The organism is Paraburkholderia sp. BL6665CI2N2, from assembly GCF_004366535.1.
Taxonomy (GTDB): domain Bacteria; phylum Pseudomonadota; class Gammaproteobacteria; order Burkholderiales; family Burkholderiaceae; genus Paraburkholderia.
The window spans coordinates 5,353,192-5,373,816 of sequence record NZ_SORC01000001.1 but is presented as its reverse complement, the minus strand read 5'-3'; the positions used below and the strand labels follow the sequence as shown (position 1 = coordinate 5,373,816).

At 59.3% G+C, this 20,625-nt stretch carries 18 protein-coding genes; all 18 read left to right on the top strand.

Features of this window, described 5'->3' with window-relative positions; genetic code table 11:
• The first annotated feature begins 46 nt into the window (after window positions 1-46).
• Window positions 47-4,153, top strand: coding sequence for a DNA-directed RNA polymerase subunit beta (gene rpoB, locus B0G81_RS24115; RefSeq protein ID WP_106284137.1), 4,107 nt, complete (start codon window positions 47-49; stop codon window positions 4,151-4,153).
• Window positions 4,154-4,174: 21 nt separating this feature from the next.
• Window positions 4,175-8,413: a DNA-directed RNA polymerase subunit beta' gene (rpoC, locus tag B0G81_RS24110; protein ID WP_106284138.1), complete on the top strand. Its 4,239-nt coding sequence runs from the start codon at window positions 4,175-4,177 to the stop codon at window positions 8,411-8,413.
• 216 nt (window positions 8,414-8,629) lie between these two features.
• Complete coding sequence (gene recQ, locus B0G81_RS24105; protein WP_134138529.1) at window positions 8,630-10,477, top strand: DNA helicase RecQ; 1,848 nt, start codon at window positions 8,630-8,632, stop codon at window positions 10,475-10,477.
• 222 nt (window positions 10,478-10,699) lie between these two features.
• Window positions 10,700-11,080: a 30S ribosomal protein S12 gene (rpsL, locus tag B0G81_RS24100; RefSeq protein WP_012434574.1), complete on the top strand. Its 381-nt coding sequence runs from the start codon at window positions 10,700-10,702 to the stop codon at window positions 11,078-11,080.
• A 179-nt stretch (window positions 11,081-11,259) separates the two neighbouring features.
• Window positions 11,260-11,730: a 30S ribosomal protein S7 gene (gene rpsG, locus B0G81_RS24095; protein WP_006053291.1), complete on the top strand. Its 471-nt coding sequence runs from the start codon at window positions 11,260-11,262 to the stop codon at window positions 11,728-11,730.
• Between the two features lie 134 nt (window positions 11,731-11,864).
• Entirely contained in the window at window positions 11,865-13,967 is a 2,103-nt protein-coding gene (gene fusA / locus B0G81_RS24090) for an elongation factor G (protein WP_012434573.1), read from the top strand.
• A 48-nt stretch (window positions 13,968-14,015) separates the two neighbouring features.
• The gene (gene tuf / locus B0G81_RS24085) at window positions 14,016-15,206 is read left to right on the top strand and encodes an elongation factor Tu (protein WP_012434572.1); all 1,191 of its coding nucleotides are present in this window, start codon (window positions 14,016-14,018) and stop codon (window positions 15,204-15,206) included.
• A 130-nt stretch (window positions 15,207-15,336) separates the two neighbouring features.
• The gene (gene rpsJ, locus B0G81_RS24080; protein ID WP_006998489.1) at window positions 15,337-15,648 is read left to right on the top strand and encodes a 30S ribosomal protein S10; all 312 of its coding nucleotides are present in this window, start codon (window positions 15,337-15,339) and stop codon (window positions 15,646-15,648) included.
• 201 nt (window positions 15,649-15,849) lie between these two features.
• On the top strand, window positions 15,850-16,509 hold the full coding sequence (gene rplC / locus B0G81_RS24075) for a 50S ribosomal protein L3 (RefSeq protein ID WP_007180137.1): 660 nt from the start codon (window positions 15,850-15,852) through the stop codon (window positions 16,507-16,509).
• A complete protein-coding gene (gene rplD, locus B0G81_RS24070) occupies window positions 16,509-17,129 on the top strand; it encodes a 50S ribosomal protein L4 (RefSeq protein ID WP_106284140.1) in 621 nt (206 codons plus the stop codon). Before rplC ends, rplD begins: the two co-directional genes overlap by 1 nt.
• A complete protein-coding gene (gene rplW / locus B0G81_RS24065; protein WP_007180135.1) occupies window positions 17,126-17,440 on the top strand; it encodes a 50S ribosomal protein L23 in 315 nt (104 codons plus the stop codon). Before rplD ends, rplW begins: the two co-directional genes overlap by 4 nt.
• Before the next feature lie 2 nt (window positions 17,441-17,442).
• A complete protein-coding gene (rplB, locus tag B0G81_RS24060) occupies window positions 17,443-18,270 on the top strand; it encodes a 50S ribosomal protein L2 (protein ID WP_106284141.1) in 828 nt (275 codons plus the stop codon).
• A 10-nt stretch (window positions 18,271-18,280) separates the two neighbouring features.
• The gene (gene rpsS / locus B0G81_RS24055) at window positions 18,281-18,556 is read left to right on the top strand and encodes a 30S ribosomal protein S19 (protein WP_004199273.1); all 276 of its coding nucleotides are present in this window, start codon (window positions 18,281-18,283) and stop codon (window positions 18,554-18,556) included.
• Between the two features lie 7 nt (window positions 18,557-18,563).
• Window positions 18,564-18,896, top strand: a complete 333-nt coding sequence (gene rplV / locus B0G81_RS24050; protein ID WP_007180133.1) for a 50S ribosomal protein L22 — start codon at window positions 18,564-18,566, stop codon at window positions 18,894-18,896.
• Window positions 18,897-18,907: 11 nt separating this feature from the next.
• Complete coding sequence (rpsC, locus tag B0G81_RS24045; RefSeq protein WP_007180132.1) at window positions 18,908-19,714, top strand: 30S ribosomal protein S3; 807 nt, start codon at window positions 18,908-18,910, stop codon at window positions 19,712-19,714.
• Window positions 19,715-19,716: 2 nt separating this feature from the next.
• A complete protein-coding gene (gene rplP / locus B0G81_RS24040) occupies window positions 19,717-20,133 on the top strand; it encodes a 50S ribosomal protein L16 (RefSeq protein WP_007180131.1) in 417 nt (138 codons plus the stop codon).
• A 10-nt stretch (window positions 20,134-20,143) separates the two neighbouring features.
• The gene (gene rpmC / locus B0G81_RS24035; protein WP_007180130.1) at window positions 20,144-20,338 is read left to right on the top strand and encodes a 50S ribosomal protein L29; all 195 of its coding nucleotides are present in this window, start codon (window positions 20,144-20,146) and stop codon (window positions 20,336-20,338) included.
• Window positions 20,335-20,607 carry a 30S ribosomal protein S17 gene (rpsQ, locus tag B0G81_RS24030; RefSeq protein ID WP_007180129.1) on the top strand — a complete coding sequence of 91 codons (273 nt, stop codon included), beginning with the start codon at window positions 20,335-20,337 and terminating at the stop codon, window positions 20,605-20,607. Before rpmC ends, rpsQ begins: the two co-directional genes overlap by 4 nt.
• Window positions 20,608-20,625: the final 18 nt, after the last annotated feature.

Sequence of the window (20,625 nt, the reverse complement as noted above, 5' to 3'; positions counted from 1 at the left end):
AGGTATCCTGCCTCGACAACAATGCCCGCCGTGATTCGGAGATCGTATGCAATATTCCTTCACCGAGAAGAAGCGTATTCGCAAGAGTTTTGCGAAGCGCCCCATCGTTCACCAAGTACCTTTCCTGCTGGCTACCCAGCTTGAATCATTCAGCACGTTTCTGCAAGCAGACACGTCGTCCACGCAACGCAAGCCGGAAGGCCTGCAAGCTGCGTTTACCTCCGTTTTTCCGATTGTTTCGCATAACGGGTTCGCTCGTCTAGAGTTCGTCAGCTACATGCTGTCGCCGCCGGCATTCAACATCAAGGAATGTCAGCAGCGCGGTTTGACGTACTGTTCGGCCCTGCGCGCGAAAGTGCGCCTGGTGCTGCTCGACAAGGAATCGCCGAGCAAGCCGGTCGTCAAGGAAGTGAAGGAACAGGAAGTGTACATGGGCGAAATTCCGCTCATGACGCCGACGGGTTCGTTCGTCATCAACGGCACGGAACGTGTGATCGTTTCGCAGCTGCACCGTTCGCCGGGCGTGTTTTTCGAGCACGACAAGGGCAAGACGCACAGCTCGGGCAAGCTCCTGTTCTCGGCACGTATCATTCCTTACCGCGGTTCGTGGCTCGACTTCGAGTTCGACCCGAAGGACGTGCTGTACTTCCGCGTCGACCGTCGCCGCAAGATGCCGGTCACGATCCTGCTGAAGGCAATCGGCCTCACGCCGGAACAGATCCTCGCAAACTTCTTCGTATTCGACAATTTCACGCTGATGCCGGAAGGCGCGCAGATGGAATTCGTTCCCGAGCGTCTGCGTGGTGAAGTCGCGCGTTTCGACATCACGGACCGTGATGGCAACGTGATCGTCCAGAAGGACAAGCGGATCAACGCGAAGCACATTCGCGATCTCGACAACGCCAAGACCAAGTTCATCTCGGTTCCGGAAGACTATTTGCTCGGCCGCGTGCTGGCAAAGAACGTCGTCGACGGCGACACGGGTGAAGTCATCGCTAACGCGAACGACGAAATCACGGAAACCGTGCTCGAGAAGCTGCGCGAGTCGAAGATCAAAGATATCCAGACGCTCTACACGAACGATCTGGATCAAGGTCCGTACATCTCGTCGACGCTGCGTATCGACGAAACTGCGGACAAGATGGCCGCCCGCATCGCGATCTATCGCATGATGCGTCCGGGCGAACCGCCGACCGAAGAAGCGGTCGAGGCGCTGTTCAACCGTCTGTTCTACAGCGAAGACGCATACGACCTGTCCAAGGTGGGTCGTATGAAGTTCAATCGCCGTGTCGGCCGCGACGAAATCGTCGGCCCGATGACGCTGCAAGACGACGACATCCTCGCCACGATCAAGATCCTGGTCGAACTGCGTAACGGCAAGGGCGAAGTGGACGACATCGACCACTTGGGCAATCGTCGTGTACGTTGCGTCGGCGAACTGGCGGAAAACCAGTTCCGCGCAGGTCTCGTGCGTGTCGAACGTGCTGTGAAGGAACGCCTCGGCCAGGCCGAAAGCGAAAACCTGATGCCGCACGACCTGATCAACTCGAAGCCGATTTCGTCGGCGATTCGCGAGTTCTTCGGTTCGTCGCAGCTGTCGCAGTTCATGGACCAAACGAACCCGCTGTCGGAAATCACCCACAAGCGCCGTGTTTCGGCTCTTGGCCCGGGCGGTTTGACGCGTGAACGCGCTGGCTTTGAAGTCCGCGACGTGCACCCGACTCACTACGGTCGCGTGTGTCCGATTGAAACGCCGGAAGGTCCGAACATCGGCCTGATCAACTCGCTCGCTTTGTACGCTCACCTGAACGAATACGGCTTCCTCGAAACGCCGTATCGCAAGGTTGTGGACAGCAAGGTGACCGATCAGATCGACTATCTGTCGGCGATCGAAGAAGGCCGTTACGTAATCGCTCAGGCGAACGCGGCCGTGGCCGAAGACGGCTCGCTGACCGACGAACTGGTGTCGTCGCGTGAAGCTGGCGAAACGCTGATGGTTACGCCGGACCGCATCCAGTACATGGACGTGGCGCCGTCGCAGATCGTGTCGGTGGCAGCATCGTTGATTCCGTTCCTCGAGCACGATGACGCGAACCGCGCATTGATGGGTTCGAACATGCAGCGTCAGGCTGTGCCGTGTCTGCGTCCTGAAAAGGCCGTGGTCGGTACGGGTATCGAACGCACGGTGGCAGTCGACTCGGGTACGACGGTTCAGGCATTCCGTGGCGGTGTGGTCGATTACGTCGACGCAGGCCGTATGGTGATCCGCGTGAACGACGATGAAGCCGTTGCAGGCGACGTCGGCGTGGACATCTACAACCTGATCAAGTACACGCGTTCGAACCAGAACACGAACATCAACCAGCGCCCGATCGTGAAGGTCGGCGACATCGTGTCGCGTGGCGACGTGCTGGCTGACGGCGCATCGACCGACCTCGGCGAACTGGCTCTCGGCCAGAACATGCTGGTCGCGTTCATGCCGTGGAACGGCTACAACTTCGAAGATTCGATTTTGATCTCGGAGAAGGTGGTTGCCGACGACCGTTACACGTCGATCCACATCGAAGAACTGAACGTCGTAGCTCGCGATACGAAGCTCGGACCGGAAGAAATCACGCGCGACATCTCGAACCTGGCTGAAGTGCAACTCGGCCGTCTCGATGAGTCGGGCATCGTCTACATCGGCGCTGAAGTCGAAGCAGGCGACGTGCTGGTCGGTAAAGTCACGCCGAAGGGCGAAACCCAGCTGACGCCGGAAGAAAAGCTGCTGCGCGCGATTTTCGGTGAAAAGGCTTCGGACGTGAAAGACACGTCGCTGCGCGTGCCGTCGGGCATGAGCGGCACGGTGATCGACGTTCAAGTGTTCACGCGTGAAGGCATTCAGCGCGACAAGCGCGCGCAACAGATCATCGACGATGAACTGAAGCGCTATCGCCTCGACCTGAACGACCAGCTGCGTATCGTGGAAGGCGACGCGTTCCAGCGTCTCGCACGTATGCTCGACGGCAAGGTCGCGAACGGCGGTCCGAAGAAACTGGCCAAGGGCACGAAGATCGAACAGGCTTACCTGCAAGATCTGGATCACTACCACTGGTTCGACATCCGCCTCGCGGACGAAGAAGCAGCGGCACAGCTCGAAGCCATCAAGGACTCGATCGAACAGAAGCGTCACCAGTTCGATCTGGCGTTCGAAGAAAAGCGCAAGAAGCTCACGCAAGGCGACGAACTGCCGCCGGGCGTGTTGAAGATGGTCAAGGTTTATCTGGCAGTCAAACGCCGCCTGCAACCTGGCGACAAGATGGCCGGCCGCCACGGTAACAAGGGTGTCGTGTCGAAGATCGTTCCGATCGAAGACATGCCGTACATGGCCGACGGCCGTCCGGCTGACGTCGTTCTGAACCCGCTCGGCGTGCCGTCGCGGATGAACGTGGGTCAGGTTCTCGAAGTGCATCTGGGCTGGGCCGCGAAGGGTCTCGGCTGGCGTATCGGCGAAATGCTGCAGCGTCAGGCGAAGATCGCTGAACTGCGCGAATTCCTGACCAAGATCTACAACGAGTCGGGCCGCGCTGAAGAGCTGGACAGCTTCACGGACGACGAGATCGTCGAACTGGCGAAGAACCTGCGCGAAGGCGTGCCGTTCGCTACGCCGGTGTTCGACGGCGCGACGGAAGAAGAAATGTCGCGCGCGCTGGATCTGGCGTTCCCGGACGACATCGCGAAGAACCTCGGCATGACGCCGTCGAAGAATCAGGTGCGTCTGTACGACGGCCGCACGGGCGAAATGTTCGAGCGTACGGTGACGGTCGGCTACATGCATTACCTGAAGCTGCACCACTTGGTCGACGACAAGATGCACGCACGTTCCACGGGCCCGTACTCGCTCGTGACGCAGCAGCCGTTGGGCGGTAAGGCGCAATTCGGTGGCCAGCGTTTCGGTGAAATGGAAGTGTGGGCGCTCGAAGCGTACGGCGCATCGTACGTGCTGCAGGAAATGCTGACGGTGAAGTCGGACGACGTGACAGGCCGGACCAAGGTTTATGAAAACCTGGTCAAGGGCGATCACGTGATCGACGCCGGCATGCCGGAATCCTTCAACGTGTTGGTGAAGGAAATCCGCTCGCTCGGTATCGACATCGACCTCGACCGCAACTAATCGGACTACGGAGAGAAAGCAATGAAAGCTCTGCTCGATCTATTCAAGCAAGTCCAACAGCCTGAAGTTTTTGACGCGATCAAGATCGGTCTGGCTTCGCCGGACAAGATCCGTTCGTGGTCGTTCGGTGAAGTGAAGAAGCCGGAAACCATCAACTACCGGACGTTCAAGCCGGAACGCGATGGTTTGTTCTGCGCGAAGATCTTCGGGCCGATCAAAGACTACGAATGCCTTTGTGGCAAGTACAAGCGCCTGAAGCACCGTGGCGTGATCTGCGAGAAGTGCGGCGTCGAAGTGACGCTGGCGAAGGTGCGTCGCGAACGGATGGGCCACATCGAACTGGCCTCGCCGGTTGCGCACATCTGGTTCCTGAAGTCGCTGCCGTCGCGTCTGGGCATGGTGCTCGACATGACGCTGCGCGACATCGAACGCGTGCTGTACTTCGAAGCATATGTGGTGATCGATCCGGGCATGACGCCGCTGAAAGCGCGGCAGATCATGACCGAAGAGGATTACTACAACAAGGTCGAAGAATACGGTGACGAATTCCGTGCCGAGATGGGCGCGGAAGGCGTGCGCGAATTGCTGCGCGCGATCAACATCGACGAACAGGTCGAGATGTTGCGCACCGAACTCAAGAACACGGGTTCGGAAGCGAAGATCAAGAAGTACGCGAAGCGCCTGAAGGTGCTCGAGGCTTTCCAGCGTTCGGGCATCAAGCCTGACTGGATGGTGCTCGAAGTGCTGCCGGTGCTGCCGCCGGAACTGCGTCCGCTGGTGCCGCTGGATGGCGGCCGTTTCGCGACGTCGGACCTGAACGACCTGTATCGCCGCGTGATCAACCGTAACAACCGGTTGAAGCGTCTGCTCGAACTGAAGGCGCCTGAAATCATCGTCCGCAACGAAAAGCGGATGCTGCAGGAAGCCGTCGATTCGCTGCTCGACAACGGTCGTCGCGGTAAGGCCATGACCGGCGCGAACAAGCGTCCGCTGAAGTCGCTCGCTGACATGATCAAGGGTAAGGGCGGTCGTTTCCGTCAGAACTTGCTCGGTAAGCGCGTTGACTACTCGGGCCGTTCGGTGATCGTGGTCGGCCCGACGCTCAAGCTGCATCAGTGCGGTCTGCCGAAGCTGATGGCGCTCGAACTGTTCAAGCCGTTCATCTTCAACAAGCTCGAAGTGATGGGTGTCGCTACCACCATCAAGGCTGCGAAGAAGGAAGTCGAGAACCAGACGCCGGTGGTGTGGGACATTCTCGAAGAAGTCATTCGCGAACATCCGGTCATGCTGAACCGTGCGCCGACGCTTCACCGTCTTGGCATTCAGGCTTTCGAGCCGGTGCTGATCGAAGGTAAGGCAATCCAGCTGCATCCGCTCGTTTGCGCGGCGTTCAACGCCGACTTCGACGGTGACCAGATGGCTGTTCACGTGCCGCTGTCGCTCGAAGCGCAGATGGAAGCGCGCACGCTGATGCTGGCGTCGAACAACGTCCTGTTCCCGGCCAACGGCGATCCGTCGATCGTGCCGTCGCAGGATATCGTGCTCGGTTTGTACTACGCGACCCGTGAAGCAGTGAACGCCAAGGGCGAAGGCCTGACGTTCACCGGCGTTTCGGAAGCGCTGCGTGCCTACGAGAACAAGGAAGTCGAGCTCGCCTCGCGCGTCAACGTGCGGATCACCGAAATGGTCCACAACGAAGACAAGTCGGAAGGTGCGCCGGCGTTCGTGCCGAAGATCACGCTGTACCCGACCACCGTCGGCCGTGCAATCCTGTCGGAAATCCTTCCGCCGGGCCTGCCGTTCTCGGTGCTCAACAAGCCGCTGAAGAAGAAGGAAATCTCGCGCCTCATCAACACCGCATTCCGCAAGTGCGGTCTGCGCGAAACGGTGATTTTCGCCGACCAGTTGATGCAGTCGGGTTTCCGTCTGGCAACTCGCGCTGGTATCTCGATCTGCGTCGACGACATGCTCGTGCCGCCGCAGAAGGAAACCATCGTCGGCGACGCCGCGAAGAAGGTGAAGGAATACGACCGTCAGTACATGTCGGGTCTCGTCACGTCGCAAGAGCGCTACAACAACGTGGTCGACATCTGGTCGGCAACGTCGGAAGCGGTCGGCAAGGCGATGATGGAGCAGCTGTCGACGGAACCGGTCACGGATCGCGACGGCAACGAAACGCGTCAGGAATCGTTCAACTCGATTTACATGATGGCGGACTCGGGTGCTCGTGGTTCCGCGGTTCAGATTCGTCAGCTGGCCGGTATGCGTGGCCTGATGGCGAAGCCGGACGGCTCGATCATCGAGACGCCGATTACGGCGAACTTCCGTGAAGGCCTGAACGTGTTGCAGTACTTCATCTCGACCCACGGCGCACGTAAGGGTCTGGCTGATACGGCACTGAAGACGGCTAACTCGGGTTACCTGACACGTCGTCTGGTCGACGTGACGCAGGATCTGGTGGTGGTCGAGGACGATTGCGGTACGTCCAACGGCGTTGCCATGAAGGCGTTGGTCGAAGGCGGTGAAGTCGTCGAAGCGCTGCGTGACCGTATTCTGGGTCGCGTGACGGTGGCTGACGTCGTCAATCCGGAATCGCAGGAAACGCTGTACGAAACGGGCACGTTGCTCGACGAAGATGCGGTCGAAGAAATCGAACGCCTCGGCATCGACGAAGTGCGCGTACGTACGCCGCTGACTTGCGAAACGCGTTACGGTCTGTGCGCAGCCTGCTACGGCCGCGACCTGGGTCGTGGCTCGTCGGTCAACGTCGGTGAAGCAGTCGGCGTGATCGCTGCTCAGTCGATCGGTGAACCGGGCACGCAGCTCACGATGCGTACGTTCCACATCGGTGGTGCGGCGTCGCGTGCGGCAGTGGCTTCGTCGGTTGAAGCGAAGTCGAACGGCACGGTGCGTTTCACGGCAACGATGCGTTACGTCACCAACGCGAAGGGCGAGCAGATCGTCATCTCGCGTTCGGGCGAAGCGATGATCACCGACGACCACGGTCGCGAGCGCGAACGCCACAAGGTGCCGTACGGCGCGACGCTGTTGCAACTGGATGGCGCGCAGATCAAGGCCGGCACGCAACTGGCGACGTGGGATCCGTTGACGCGTCCGATCATCACCGAGTGGGGCGGTACGGTGAAGTTCGAAAACGTCGAAGAAGGCGTGACCGTTGCGAAGCAGATCGACGATGTGACGGGTCTGTCCACGCTGGTCGTGATCGACGTGAAGCGTCGTGGTTCGCAAGCGTCGAAGACGGTGCGTCCGCAGGTCAAGCTGCTCGACGCGAACGGCGAAGAAGTCAAGATCCCGAACACCGAGCACTCGGTGCAGATCGGCTTCCAGGTCGGCGCTCTGATCACCGTGAAGGACGGTCAGCAAGTGCAGGTCGGTGAAGTGCTGGCACGTATCCCGGTTGAATCGCAGAAAACGCGTGACATTACTGGTGGTCTGCCGCGTGTGGCCGAACTGTTCGAAGCGCGTTCGCCGAAGGACGCAGGTATCCTGGCGGAAGTTACGGGTACGACGTCGTTCGGTAAGGACACGAAGGGCAAGCAGCGTCTCGTTATCACGGACCTCGACGGCAATCAGCACGAGTTCCTGATCGCGAAGGAAAAGCAGGTTCTGGTGCACGATGGTCAGGTCGTCAACAAGGGCGAAATGATTGTCGACGGTCCTGCCGATCCGCACGACATCTTGCGTCTGCAAGGTATCGAAGCGCTGTCGCGTTACATCGTGGACGAAGTGCAGGACGTGTACCGTCTGCAAGGCGTGAAGATCAACGACAAGCACATTGAAGTGATTGTTCGTCAGATGCTGCGCCGCGTGCAGATTACGGACAACGGCGATACGCGTTTCATCCCGGGCGAACAGGTCGAGCGGTCGGATATGCTCGACGAGAACGACCGCATGATCGCGGAAGACAAGCGTCCGGCAACGTACGAAAACGTCTTGCTCGGTATCACGAAGGCCTCGTTGTCGACCGATTCGTTCATCTCGGCGGCGTCGTTCCAGGAAACGACCCGCGTGCTGACCGAAGCGGCGATTATGGGTAAGCGCGACGACCTGCGTGGTCTGAAGGAAAACGTGATCGTCGGCCGTCTGATTCCGGCTGGTACGGGTCTCGCGTTCCACAAGGCGCGCAAGACCAAGGAGCTGTCGGACCGCGAGCGTTTCGATCAGATCGCAGCGGAAGAGTCGTTCGAATTCGGTACGCCGGAAACCCCGGCCGCCGAACAGCAGCACTCAGGCGAGTAACTCAGGTCAGTCAGTCCAGGCAGCGCAAGCCGCTTGGGCTCACCAGCCAGCGAAGCCGCTCAGTTTCGACTGAGCGGCTTTTTTTATGCGTTCTTCTTTCTTGCATTTTTTGCGGATCAGTCGGCCAAACGGCTAACGCTGCATCAAAGCGCGGGTGCAGCACGAATGCGTTGGTAAAATTCGTGTCACCGGCATCACGCTGCTTCTCTCAAATTCATGTCCCGTCCGCTCGAAATCCTCAACGAAGTCTTCGGTTACCCCGCGTTCAGAGGGCAGCAGGGCGAAATTGTCGAGCACGTCGCCGGCGGCGGCGACTGCCTCGTGTTGATGCCGACGGGCGGCGGCAAGTCCCTCTGCTATCAGATTCCGTCGCTGGTGCGCCGCGAAGGCGGCTTCGGCGCCGGCATCGTCGTTTCTCCGCTGATCGCGCTGATGCAGGATCAGGTGGCCGCGCTCACCGAAGTGGGCGTGCGGGCGGCGTATCTGAATTCGACGCTGTCGAGCGCCGAGGCGATGGCGACCGAGCGCGCGTTGCGCGAAGGCGAAATCGATCTGCTCTACGTAGCGCCGGAGCGTTTGATGACGCCACGGTTCCAGGAACTGCTGGAACGCACTCGCATCGGATTGTTCGCCATCGACGAAGCGCATTGCGTGTCGCAGTGGGGGCACGATTTCCGGCCGGAATACATTCAGTTGTCGGTGCTGCACGAGCGATTCCCGAACGTGCCGCGGATCGCGCTGACGGCCACCGCTGACGCAATCACGCGCGACGAGATCATCCATCGCCTCGCGTTGGATGACGCGCGCATTTTCGTGTCGAGCTTCGACCGACCGAACATCCGTTATCGCATCGTCGAAAAAGACAATGCGCGTACGCAGTTGCTGGACTTCATTCGCGCGGAGCATTCGAAGCCGGACGGCACGACCGACGCCGGCGTCGTCTATTGCCTGTCGCGCCGCAAGGTCGAAGAGACGGCGGAATGGTTGAAGGAAAAAGGCATGCGAGCGCTGCCGTATCACGCCGGCATGGAATTCGAAATCCGCCAGAAACATCAGGAGATGTTTCAGCGCGAGGAAGGGATTGTGATGTGCGCGACCATCGCGTTCGGCATGGGCATCGACAAACCGGACGTGCGTTTCGTCGCACACCTCGACTTGCCGAAGAGCGTCGAAGGTTACTACCAGGAAACGGGTCGCGCGGGCCGCGACGGCATGCCGGCGAACGCCTGGATGGCCTATGGTCTCGGCGACGTCGTGCAGCAGCGCAAGATGATCGACGAATCCGATGCCGACGACGCGCACAAACGCGTACAGACCGGCAAGCTGGACGCGTTGCTCGGACTGTGCGAAGCGGCGACCTGCCGGCGAGTGCGACTGCTCGCGTATTTCGGTGAATCGAGCAAGCCTTGCGGCAACTGCGACAACTGCCTTGAACCGCCGGACACATGGGATGCGACGCGCGAGGCGCGGATGGCGCTGTCGTGCGTGTTCCGCGCGCAGCGGGCGAGCGGCTTTCATTTCGGCGCCGGCCATCTGATCGACATTCTGCGCGGTAACAGTAGCGAGAAAGTCTTGCAGCGTGGTCACGAGAAACTGACCACGTTCGGCATCGGCTCGGCGCTAGGCGAACCGGAGTGGCGAGCTGTGTTCCGCCAGTTGGTCGCGTTCGGCTATCTGACGGTCGATCACGAGGGATTTGGCTCGCTGGTCCTGACCGAGGCAAGCAAGCCGGTGCTCAAAGGTGAGCAGAACGTCACAATGCGCCGCTATGTGAAGCCTACGCGCACGCGGCAATCGTCCAGCCGCACCAGTGAGCGCGCCGACCCGACGATCGGCATGGGCCCGCGCGAACGCGCGCGCTGGGAGCGGCTTCGCGCATGGCGCACCGAAACAGCGAAGAGCGACGGCGTGCCGGCCTACGTGATCTTCCACGACGCGACCCTGGCGGAAATTGCCCGCAACGGTCCCGACTCGATTGAGGATTTGCGCGGCATTCCGGGTATGGGCGCACGCAAACTCGACCGTTTCGGCGACGAATTGCTGGAAGTCGTCGCCGCCGACTAAGCGCTCGGCGAGCGCTTGAGCGGGTCGGCTGGGGTGCGAAACGTCGCAACCTGTTGACTCCCTTAGTATTTTCGGAATATTATGCTAGGTTCCGGTTCTTGGAATGCCCGCGCGCGTAGTTAACTCGTGTATCGGCACTTGGGTCCGGAAGTTCGATGCGCAATCGTTTCTGCTTTGCCCGGAAACAGATGCGTCGATTTTGTTCAATTTCAGGAATAAACAATGCCAACCATCAATCAACTGGTTCGCAAAGGCCGCCAGTCGGAAACGACTAAGAGCAAGAGCCCGGCCTTGCAGGACTGCCCCCAGCGTCGCGGCGTGTGCACCCGTGTGTACACCACGACGCCTAAGAAGCCTAACTCGGCACTGCGTAAGGTTGCCAAGGTTCGTCTGACGAACGGCTTCGAAGTCATTTCGTACATCGGTGGTGAAGGCCACAACCTGCAGGAACACTCGGTCGTGCTGATTCGCGGCGGCCGTGTGAAGGACTTGCCGGGTGTGCGTTACCACATGGTTCGCGGCTCGCTGGATACCCAGGGCGTCAAGGATCGTAAGCAGGCTCGCTCGAAGTACGGTGCGAAGCGTGCCAAGGCTGGCAAGTAATTAGCCGGTCAGCAGTTTCAGGTCGCCTGTAAAGGCGGTAATAGCGGTGGTGCCGGAATCGCCGGTGCTGTCGAGTAAGTGGTCACCCGACCAGGCTGGTAAGTCGTTAGAGATGAATCGGGTTAGTTGGTGACCGTGGGGCTAAAAGTAGCTCCAACTGAAAAGTTAAAGGAAGAAACATGCCGCGTCGTCGCGAAGTCCCCAAGCGGGAAGTGTTGCCGGATCCGAAGTTCGGTAACGTTGATGTAGCTAAGTTCATGAACGTGCTGATGCTCTCAGGCAAGAAGTCGGTTGCCGAGCGTATCGTGTACGGCGCTTTCGAACAGATCCAGACCAAGGGTGGCAAGGACCCGCTGGAAGTGTTCACGGTAGCGCTCAACAACGTCAAGCCGGTGGTCGAAGTTAAGAGCCGCCGCGTTGGTGGTGCGAACTATCAGGTTCCGGTCGAAGTGCGCCCGTCGCGTCGTATGGCATTGGCGATGCGTTGGCTGCGTGAAGCCGCGAAGAAGCGCAGCGAGAAGTCGATGGCCCTGCGTCTGGCAGGTGAACTTTCCGAAGCGGCCGAAGGCCGTGGCGGCGCAATGAAGAAGCGCGACGAAGTTCACCGGATGGCAGAAGCCAACAAGGCGTTCTCGCATTTCCGTTTCTAAGCTTCCCGAACCCGGGTTTAGCAGGAAAAACGGAAAGAAATTCCGGGCGGGTGCGCTTACAAAGCGCCTCGCCCGTTTGTGTTACAGCGCGATGGGTATTTTCTCGCATCGCGTCATCCCAATAGAGGATCAAAGTGGCTCGCAAGACACCTATCGAGCGCTACCGTAACATCGGTATTAGCGCTCACATCGACGCCGGCAAAACGACGACGACCGAGCGCATCTTGTTCTACACCGGCGTGAACCACAAGATTGGTGAAGTTCACGACGGCGCTGCCACCATGGACTGGATGGAGCAGGAGCAGGAACGCGGCATCACGATCACGTCCGCTGCTACCACGGCGTTCTGGAAAGGCATGGCCGGCGACCGCGCTGAGCACCGCATCAACATCATCGACACCCCGGGCCACGTCGACTTCACGATTGAAGTCGAGCGCTCGATGCGCGTGCTCGACGGCGCGTGCATGGTGTACTGCGCTGTGGGCGGCGTTCAGCCCCAGTCGGAAACCGTGTGGCGTCAGGCAAACAAGTACAAGGTTCCCCGTCTCGCGTTCATCAACAAGATGGACCGTACCGGCGCGAACTTCTTCAAGGTTTACGACCAGCTCAAGCTGCGTCTGAAGGCGAACCCGGTTCCGGTCGTGGTGCCTATCGGCGCGGAAGAAAACTTCACGGGTGTCGTCGATCTGCTGAAGATGAAAGCGATCATTTGGGACGAAGCGTCCCAAGGCACGAAGTTCTCGTACGAAGAAATCCCGGCAGAATTGGCTGACTCTTGCAACGAGTGGCGCGAGAAGATGATCGAAGCGGCTGCCGAGTCGAGCGAAGAGCTGATGAACAAGTACCTGGAAGAGGGCGAGCTCTCTGAAGCGGAAATCATCAAGGGTCTGCGCGACCGTACGATCGCTTGCGAAATCCAGCCGATGCTGTGCGGCACCGCGTTCAAGAACAAGGGCGTGCAACGCATGCTGGACGCCGTGCTCGACTTCCTGCCGTCGCCGATCGACATCCCGCCGGTTACCGGTGAGCTGGAAAACGGTGAAAAGGGCGAGCGCCGCGCTGCCGACGACGAAAAGTTCTCGGCACTGGCATTCAAGATCATGACCGACCCGTTCGTCGGCCAGCTGATCTTCTTCCGTGTGTACTCGGGCGTCGTGAATTCGGGCGACACCGTGCTGAACGCGACCAAAGACAAGAAGGAACGTCTGGGTCGTATTCTGCAGATGCACGCGAACCAGCGCGAAGAAATCAAGGAAGTCCGCGCAGGCGACATCGCTGCTGCAGTCGGCCTGAAAGACGCGACGACCGGCGACACGCTGTGCGATCCGCAAAGCCCGATCGTGCTCGAACGCATGATTTTCCCGGAGCCGGTGATTTCGCAGGCTGTTGAGCCGAAGACGAAGCCCGACCAGGAAAAGATGGGTCTGGCGCTGAACCGTCTGGCACAGGAAGATCCGTCGTTCCGCGTTCAAACGGACGAAGAATCGGGCCAAACCATTATTTCGGGCATGGGCGAGCTCCACCTGGAAATTCTGGTTGACCGTATGAAGCGCGAATTCGGCGTGGAAGCGACCGTCGGCAAGCCGCAGGTTGCGTACCGCGAAACGATTCGGGGCAAGGCGGAAGACGTTGACGGCAAGTTCGTCAAGCAGTCGGGTGGTCGCGGCCAGTACGGTCACGCGGTCATCACGCTCGAGCCGAATGAGCAAGGCAAGGGCTACGAGTTCCTCGACGAGATCAAGGGCGGTGTGATTCCGCGCGAATACATCCCGGCGGTGGACAAGGGTATCCAGGAAACGCTGAAGGCAGGCGTGCTGGCAGGCTTCCCGGTCGTCGACGTCAAGGTTCACCTGACGTTCGGTTCGTACCACGACGTTGACTCGAACGAAAATGCGTTCCGCATGGCCGGTTCGATGGCGTTCAAGGAAGCAATGCGCAAGGCTCAACCGGTCATCCTCGAACCGATGATGGCTGTGGAAGTCGAAACGCCTGAAGATTACATGGGCAACGTGATGGGTGACCTGTCGGGGCGTCGCGGTATCGTTCAGGGCATGGACGACATGGTTGGCGGAGGCAAGATCGTTCGCGCCGAAGTGCCGCTGTCGGAAATGTTCGGCTACTCGACGTCGCTGCGTTCGCTGACCCAAGGTCGTGCAACGTACACGATGGAGTTCAAGCACTACTCCGAAGCACCGCGTAACGTGTCGGAAGCGATCATCAACGCCAAGTCGAAGTAATCGCGCGGCAAAGTCATTCAACGATTAACTTTTTGAAAGAAGAGAAACATGGCTAAAGGTAAATTCGAACGGACCAAGCCGCACGTGAACGTCGGCACGATCGGTCACGTTGACCACGGCAAGACCACGCTGACGGCAGCGATCACGACGGTTCTGACGCAGAAGTTTGGCGGCGAAGCGAAGGCATACGACCAGATCGACGCGGCGCCGGAAGAAAAGGCACGTGGTATCACGATCAACACGGCACACGTCGAGTACGAAACGGCAAACCGCCACTACGCACACGTCGACTGCCCGGGCCACGCTGACTATGTGAAGAACATGATCACGGGCGCAGCGCAGATGGACGGCGCGATCCTGGTGTGTTCGGCCGCTGACGGCCCGATGCCGCAAACGCGTGAGCACATCCTGCTGGCGCGTCAGGTTGGCGTGCCGTACATCATCGTGTTCCTGAACAAGTGCGACATGGTGGACGACGCTGAGCTGCTGGAGCTGGTCGAGATGGAAGTTCGCGAACTTCTGTCGAAGTACGACTTCCCGGGCGACGACACGCCGATCATTAAGGGTTCGGCCAAGCTGGCGCTGGAAGGCGACAAGGGCGAGCTGGGTGAAGTGGCGATCATGAATCTGGCCGACGCGCTGGACACGTACATCCCGACGCCGGAGCGCGCAGTTGACGGTGCGTTCCTGATGCCGGTGGAAGACGTGTTCTCGATCTCGGGTCGCGGCACGGTGGTGACGGGTCGCGTTGAGCGCGGCGTCGTGAAGGTCGGCGAGGAAATCGAAATTGTCGGTATCAAGCCGACGGTGAAGACGACCTGCACGGGCGTGGAAATGTTCCGCAAGCTGCTCGACCAGGGTCAGGCAGGCGACAACGTGGGTATCCTGCTGCGCGGCACGAAGCGTGAAGACGTGGAGCGTGGCCAGGTGCTGGCCAAGCCGGGTTCGATCAACCCGCACACGCACTTCACGGCTGAAGTGTACGTGCTGAGCAAGGACGAAGGTGGCCGTCACACGCCGTTCTTCAACAACTATCGTCCGCAGTTCTACTTCCGTACGACGGACGTGACGGGCTCGATCGAGTTGCCGAAGGACAAGGAAATGGTCATGCCGGGCGACAACGTGTCGATCACGGTGAAGCTGATCAACCCGATCGCGATGGAAGAAGGTCTGCGTTTCGCAATCCGCGAAGGCGGCCGTACGGTCGGCGCAGGTGTGGTTGCCAAGATTCTCGAGTAAAATCGCGAATTGACGTATTTGCTGTAAGTGGTGCCCGGAGCCGGGCGCCGGCCCTCCGCGGGCGTCCGGCTCTACGTTCTTTTATTGTCTGGCGGTGCAATACCGCCTCGCTCTTTTCCAAGGAATTGTCATGCAGAACCAGAAAATCCGCATTCGCCTGAAGGCTTTCGACTATCGCCTGATCGATCAATCGGCAGCTGAAATCGTCGACACGGCAAAGCGGACTGGCGCAATCGTTCGTGGTCCGGTGCCCCTGCCGACCCGCATTCAACGCTTCGACATCCTGCGCTCGCCGCACGTCAACAAGACGTCGCGCGATCAGCTCGAAATCCGTACGCACCAACGCCTGATGGACATCGTCGATCCGACGGACAAGACCGTTGACGCACTGATGAAGCTGGACCTGCCGGCTGGCGTGGACGTGGAAATCAAGCTGCAATAAAGCTTCAAAGTGTTGCCTGGCGTGCCAGACAGCGCTAAGTCATTGATTGCTTGTGGAAAACGAAAAGCCTCGCTATAATAGTGGGCTTTTCGCGCATTTGCGCAAAAAAGTCGGTGTGCTGCAGCGTGATTTCACGCCCGAAACGGCACCGGCATTTTGTAAATTAGCCCCGACCAATCGCAGTCGGGAATGGAGAAAACGATGAGCCTTGGACTCGTAGGTCGCAAGGTTGGCATGACCCGTATCTTCACGGCAGAAGGGGATTCGATTCCCGTTACCGTGCTGGACGTGTCCGACAACCGCGTGACGCAGATCAAGACTGTTGAAACCGACGGCTACACGGCCGTGCAGGTTGCATTCGGTACGCGCCGTGCATCGCGCGTGACGAAGCCGTTGGCCGGTCATCTCGCCAAAGCCGGTGTTCAAGCCGGTGAAATCCTCAAAGAATTCCAGATCGATGCTGCCAAGGCTGCCGAGTTGTCGAACGGTACCGTGGTCGGTCCCGACCTGTTCGAAGTAGGCCAGAAGGTCGACGTGCAAGGCGTGTCGATCGGTAAGGGCTACGCCGGTACCATCAAGCGTTACAACTTCGCATCCGGCCGTGCATCGCACGGTAACTCGCGCTCGCACAACGTGCCGGGCTCGATCGGTATGGCGCAGGATCCGGGTCGTGTTTTCCCGGGTAAGCGCATGACCGGTCACATGGGTGACGATACGGTAACCGTGCAAAACCTCGAAATCGCTCGTATCGACGCTGACCGCAAGCTGTTGCTGGTCAAGGGCGCCGTTCCGGGTGCGAAGGGTGGCAAGGTATTCGTTACGCCGGCCGTGAAGACGCGTGCCGTGAAAGGAGCGAAATAATGGAACTTAAGCTCCTGAATGCCAATGGTCAGGAAGGTGCAGGCGTTAGCGCGTCGGACGTCGTGTTCGGCCGCGATTACAACGAAGCCCTGATTCACCAGGTGGTAGTGGCGTATCAAGCGAATGCCCGCAGCGGCAACCGCGCGCAGAAGGACCGTGAGCAAGTTAAGCACACGACCAAGAAGCCGTGGCGCCAAAAGGGTACGGGCCGCGCCCGTGCCGGTATGTCGTCGAGCCCGTTGTGGCGCGGCGGCGGCCGTATCTTCCCGAATTCGCCGGAAGAAAACTTTTCGCACAAGGTCAACAAGAAGATGCATCGCGCAGGTCTCTGCTCGATCTTCTCGCAGCTGGCCCGCGAAGGCCGCATCTCGGTGGTCGACGAGCTGACGCTCGAAGCGCCGAAGACGAAGCTGCTGGCCGAAAAATTCAAGGCGATGGGTCTCGAATCCGTGCTGGTGATTACCGACACGGTTGACGAAAACCTGTACCTCGCGTCGCGCAACCTGGCCCATGTGGCGGTTGTCGAGCCGCGTTACGCCGACCCGCTGTCGCTGATCTACTTCAAGAAGATCCTGATCACGAAGGCTGCGGTCGCCCAGATCGAGGAGTTGCTGTCATGAGCGAGATTCGCAAGAACGATCATCGTTTGATGCAGGTCCTGCTCGCGCCGGTGATCTCCGAAAAGGCGACGCTGGTGGCCGACAAGAACGAACAAGTCGTGTTCGAAGTCGCGCCCGATGCCACGAAGCAGGAAGTGAAAGCTGCAGTCGAGCTGCTGTTCAAGGTGGAAGTCAATTCCGTCAATGTGCTGGTCTCGAAGGGCAAAGCCAAGCGCTTTGGCCGCTTCATGGGCAAGCGCAAGGACGTGAAGAAGGCGTACGTCTGCCTGAAGCCCGGCCAGGAAATCAACTTTGAAGCGGAGGCCAAGTAATCATGGCAATCGTTAAAGTTAAGCCGACTTCGCCGGGTCGCCGTGCGATGGTCAAGGTGGTCAATAAGGATCTGCATAAGGGCAAGCCGTACGCACCGCTGCTCGACTCGCAATCCTCGACCGCCGGCCGTAATAACAACGGTCACATCACTACCCGTCATAAGGGTGGTGGTCACAAGCATCACTATCGCGTCGTCGATTTCCGCCGCAACAAGGACGGTATCGCAGCGAAGGTCGAACGTCTTGAGTACGATCCGAACCGTAGCGCGAACATCGCGCTGGTTCTGTACGCAGACGGCGAGCGCAAGTACATCATCGCTCCGAAGGGCGTGACGGTTGGCCAGCAACTGATGTCGGGTTCGGAAGCTCCGATCCGCGCAGGTAACACGCTGCCGATCCGCAACATTCCGGTCGGTACGACGATTCACTGCATCGAAATGCTGCCGGGCAAGGGCGCGCAAATGGCGCGTTCGGCTGGTACGTCCGCGATGCTGCTGGCTCGTGAAGGCATCTACGCACAGGTCCGCCTGCGCTCGGGTGAAATCCGCCGCGTCCACGTTGAGTGCCGCGCGACGATTGGTGAAGTTGGCAACGAAGAGCATAGCCTCCGTCAAATCGGTAAGGCTGGCGCAAACCGCTGGCGCGGTATCCGCCCGACGGTGCGTGGCGTTGCAATGAACCCGGTCGATCACCCGCACGGTGGTGGTGAAGGCAAGACGGCTGCAGGTCGCGATCCGGTGAGCCCGTGGGGCACGCCTGCTAAGGGTTATCGCACCCGCAGCAATAAGCGCACGACGAGCATGATCGTCCAGCGCCGTCACAAGCGTTAAGGAGTAGGCAATGGCACGTTCTGTAAAAAAAGGTCCGTTCTGCGACGCCCATTTGCTGAAGAAAGTTGAGGCGGCAGCAGCTTCGCGGGATAAGAAGCCGATCAAAACCTGGTCGCGCCGTTCGACGATCCTCCCGGATTTCATCGGTCTGACGATCGCCGTTCATAACGGCCGTCAACACGTTCCGGTGTACATCTCGGAAAACATGGTCGGCCACAAGCTTGGCGAGTTTGCATTGACCCGTACGTTCAAGGGTCACGCAGCCGACAAGAAGGCTAAGAAATAAGGGGCTCATGATGGAAGTGAAAGCAATTCATCGCGGTGCCCGCATCTCGGCGCAGAAAACGCGCCTTGTGGCTGACCAGATCCGCGGTTTGCCGGTCGACAAGGCGCTGAACGTTCTGACGTTCTCGCCGAAGAAGGCTGCGGGAATCGTGAAAAAGGTCGTGCTGTCGGCGATCGCGAATGCGGAGCATAACGAAGGCGCCGATATCGATGAGCTCAAGATCACGAGCATCTACATCGACAAGGCTGCGTCGCTCAAGCGTTTCACCGCGCGCGCTAAAGGCCGCGGTAACCGCATCGAGAAGCAATCCTGTCACATCACTGTGACGGTCGGGAATTAAGGGGTCATACGATGGGACAGAAAATTCATCCGACTGGCTTCCGTTTGGCCGTCAGCCGCAATTGGGCGTCGCGTTGGTACGCGAACAACAACAATTTCGCGGCGATGTTGCAGGAAGACATCGGTGTTCGTGAATACCTGAAGAAGAAGCTGAAGAACGCATCCGTCGGCCGCGTTGTGATCGAGCGCCCTGCAAAGAACGCCCGCATCACGATTTTCAGCTCGCGTCCGGGTGTCGTGATCGGTAAGAAGGGTGAAGACATTGAACTGCTGAAGTCCGAGCTGCAAAAGCGTATGGGCGTTCCGGTTCACGTCAACATCGAAGAAATCCGCAAGCCGGAAACCGATGCGCAACTGATCGCGGATTCGATCACGCAACAGCTCGAGCGCCGGATTATGTTCCGCCGCGCGATGAAGCGTGCGATGCAAAACGCAATGCGTCTGGGTGCTCAAGGCATCAAGATCATGAGCGCTGGCCGTCTGAACGGTATCGAAATCGCTCGTACGGAATGGTATCGCGAAGGTCGCGTGCCGCTTCATACGCTGCGTGCTGATATCGACTACGCGACTTCGGAAGCGAAGACGACGTACGGCATCATCGGCGTGAAGGTGTGGGTTTATAAGGGCGACACGCTCGGCCGCAACGACGCACCGGTGGTTGAAGAAGTCGCCGAAGAAAAGCGTCCGCGCCGCAACGCACGTCCGGGTGGCGATCGCCGTCCGCGTCGTGATGGTGAAGGTGGTGGCCCGGCAGGTGCCCGCCGTGGCGCTCCTCGTCGTGCTGGCGGTGCCGGCGACGGCGGGAAGACTGGAGAATAACGATGCTGCAACCGAAACGCAGAAAGTATCGCAAAGAGCAGAAGGGTCGTAACACCGGTATCGCTACGCGCGGCAACGCGGTGTCGTTCGGTGAATTCGGCCTGAAGGCTATCGGTCGTGGTCGCTTGACCGCGCGCCAGATTGAAGCGGCACGTCGTGCAATGACGCGTCACATCAAGCGTGGTGGCCGCATCTGGATTCGCATCTTCCCGGACAAGCCGATCTCGCACAAGCCGGCTGAAGTACGTATGGGTAACGGTAAAGGTAACCCTGAGTACTACGTCGCAGAGATTCAACCGGGCAAGATGCTGTACGAAATGGACGGCGTAACCGAAGAGCTGGCACGCGAAGCGTTCCGTCTGGCTGCAGCTAAGCTGCCGCTCAAGACGACGTTTATCGTGCGTCAGCTCGGCGCCTAAGGAGCAAATGATGAAGGCATCCGAACTTCACCAGAAAGATCAGGCCGCGCTCAACAAGGAGCTGTCGGACCTGTTGAAGGCGCAATTCGGCCTGCGCATGCAACTCGCGACCCAGCAGCTCACGAACACGAGCCAGCTGAAGAAGGTTCGTCGCGACATCGCACGTGTGCGGACCGTCCTGACTGAGAAGGCGAACCAGAAATGAACGATAGCGTAAAAACCTCGCTCAAGCGGACGCTGGTCGGCAAGGTCGTCAGCAACAAGATGGACAAGACGGTCACCGTGCTGGTTGAGCACCGCGTGAAGCACCCGATCTACGGCAAGTACGTTGTGCGTTCGAAGAAGTACCACGCGCACGACGACGCGAACACGTACAACGAGGGCGACCTCGTTGAAATCCAGGAAACGCGTCCGATTTCGAAGACGAAAGCTTGGGTTGTGGCTCGCCTGGTCGAGGCTGCTCGCGTCATCTGACGCCGCGAAGTAGTAGAA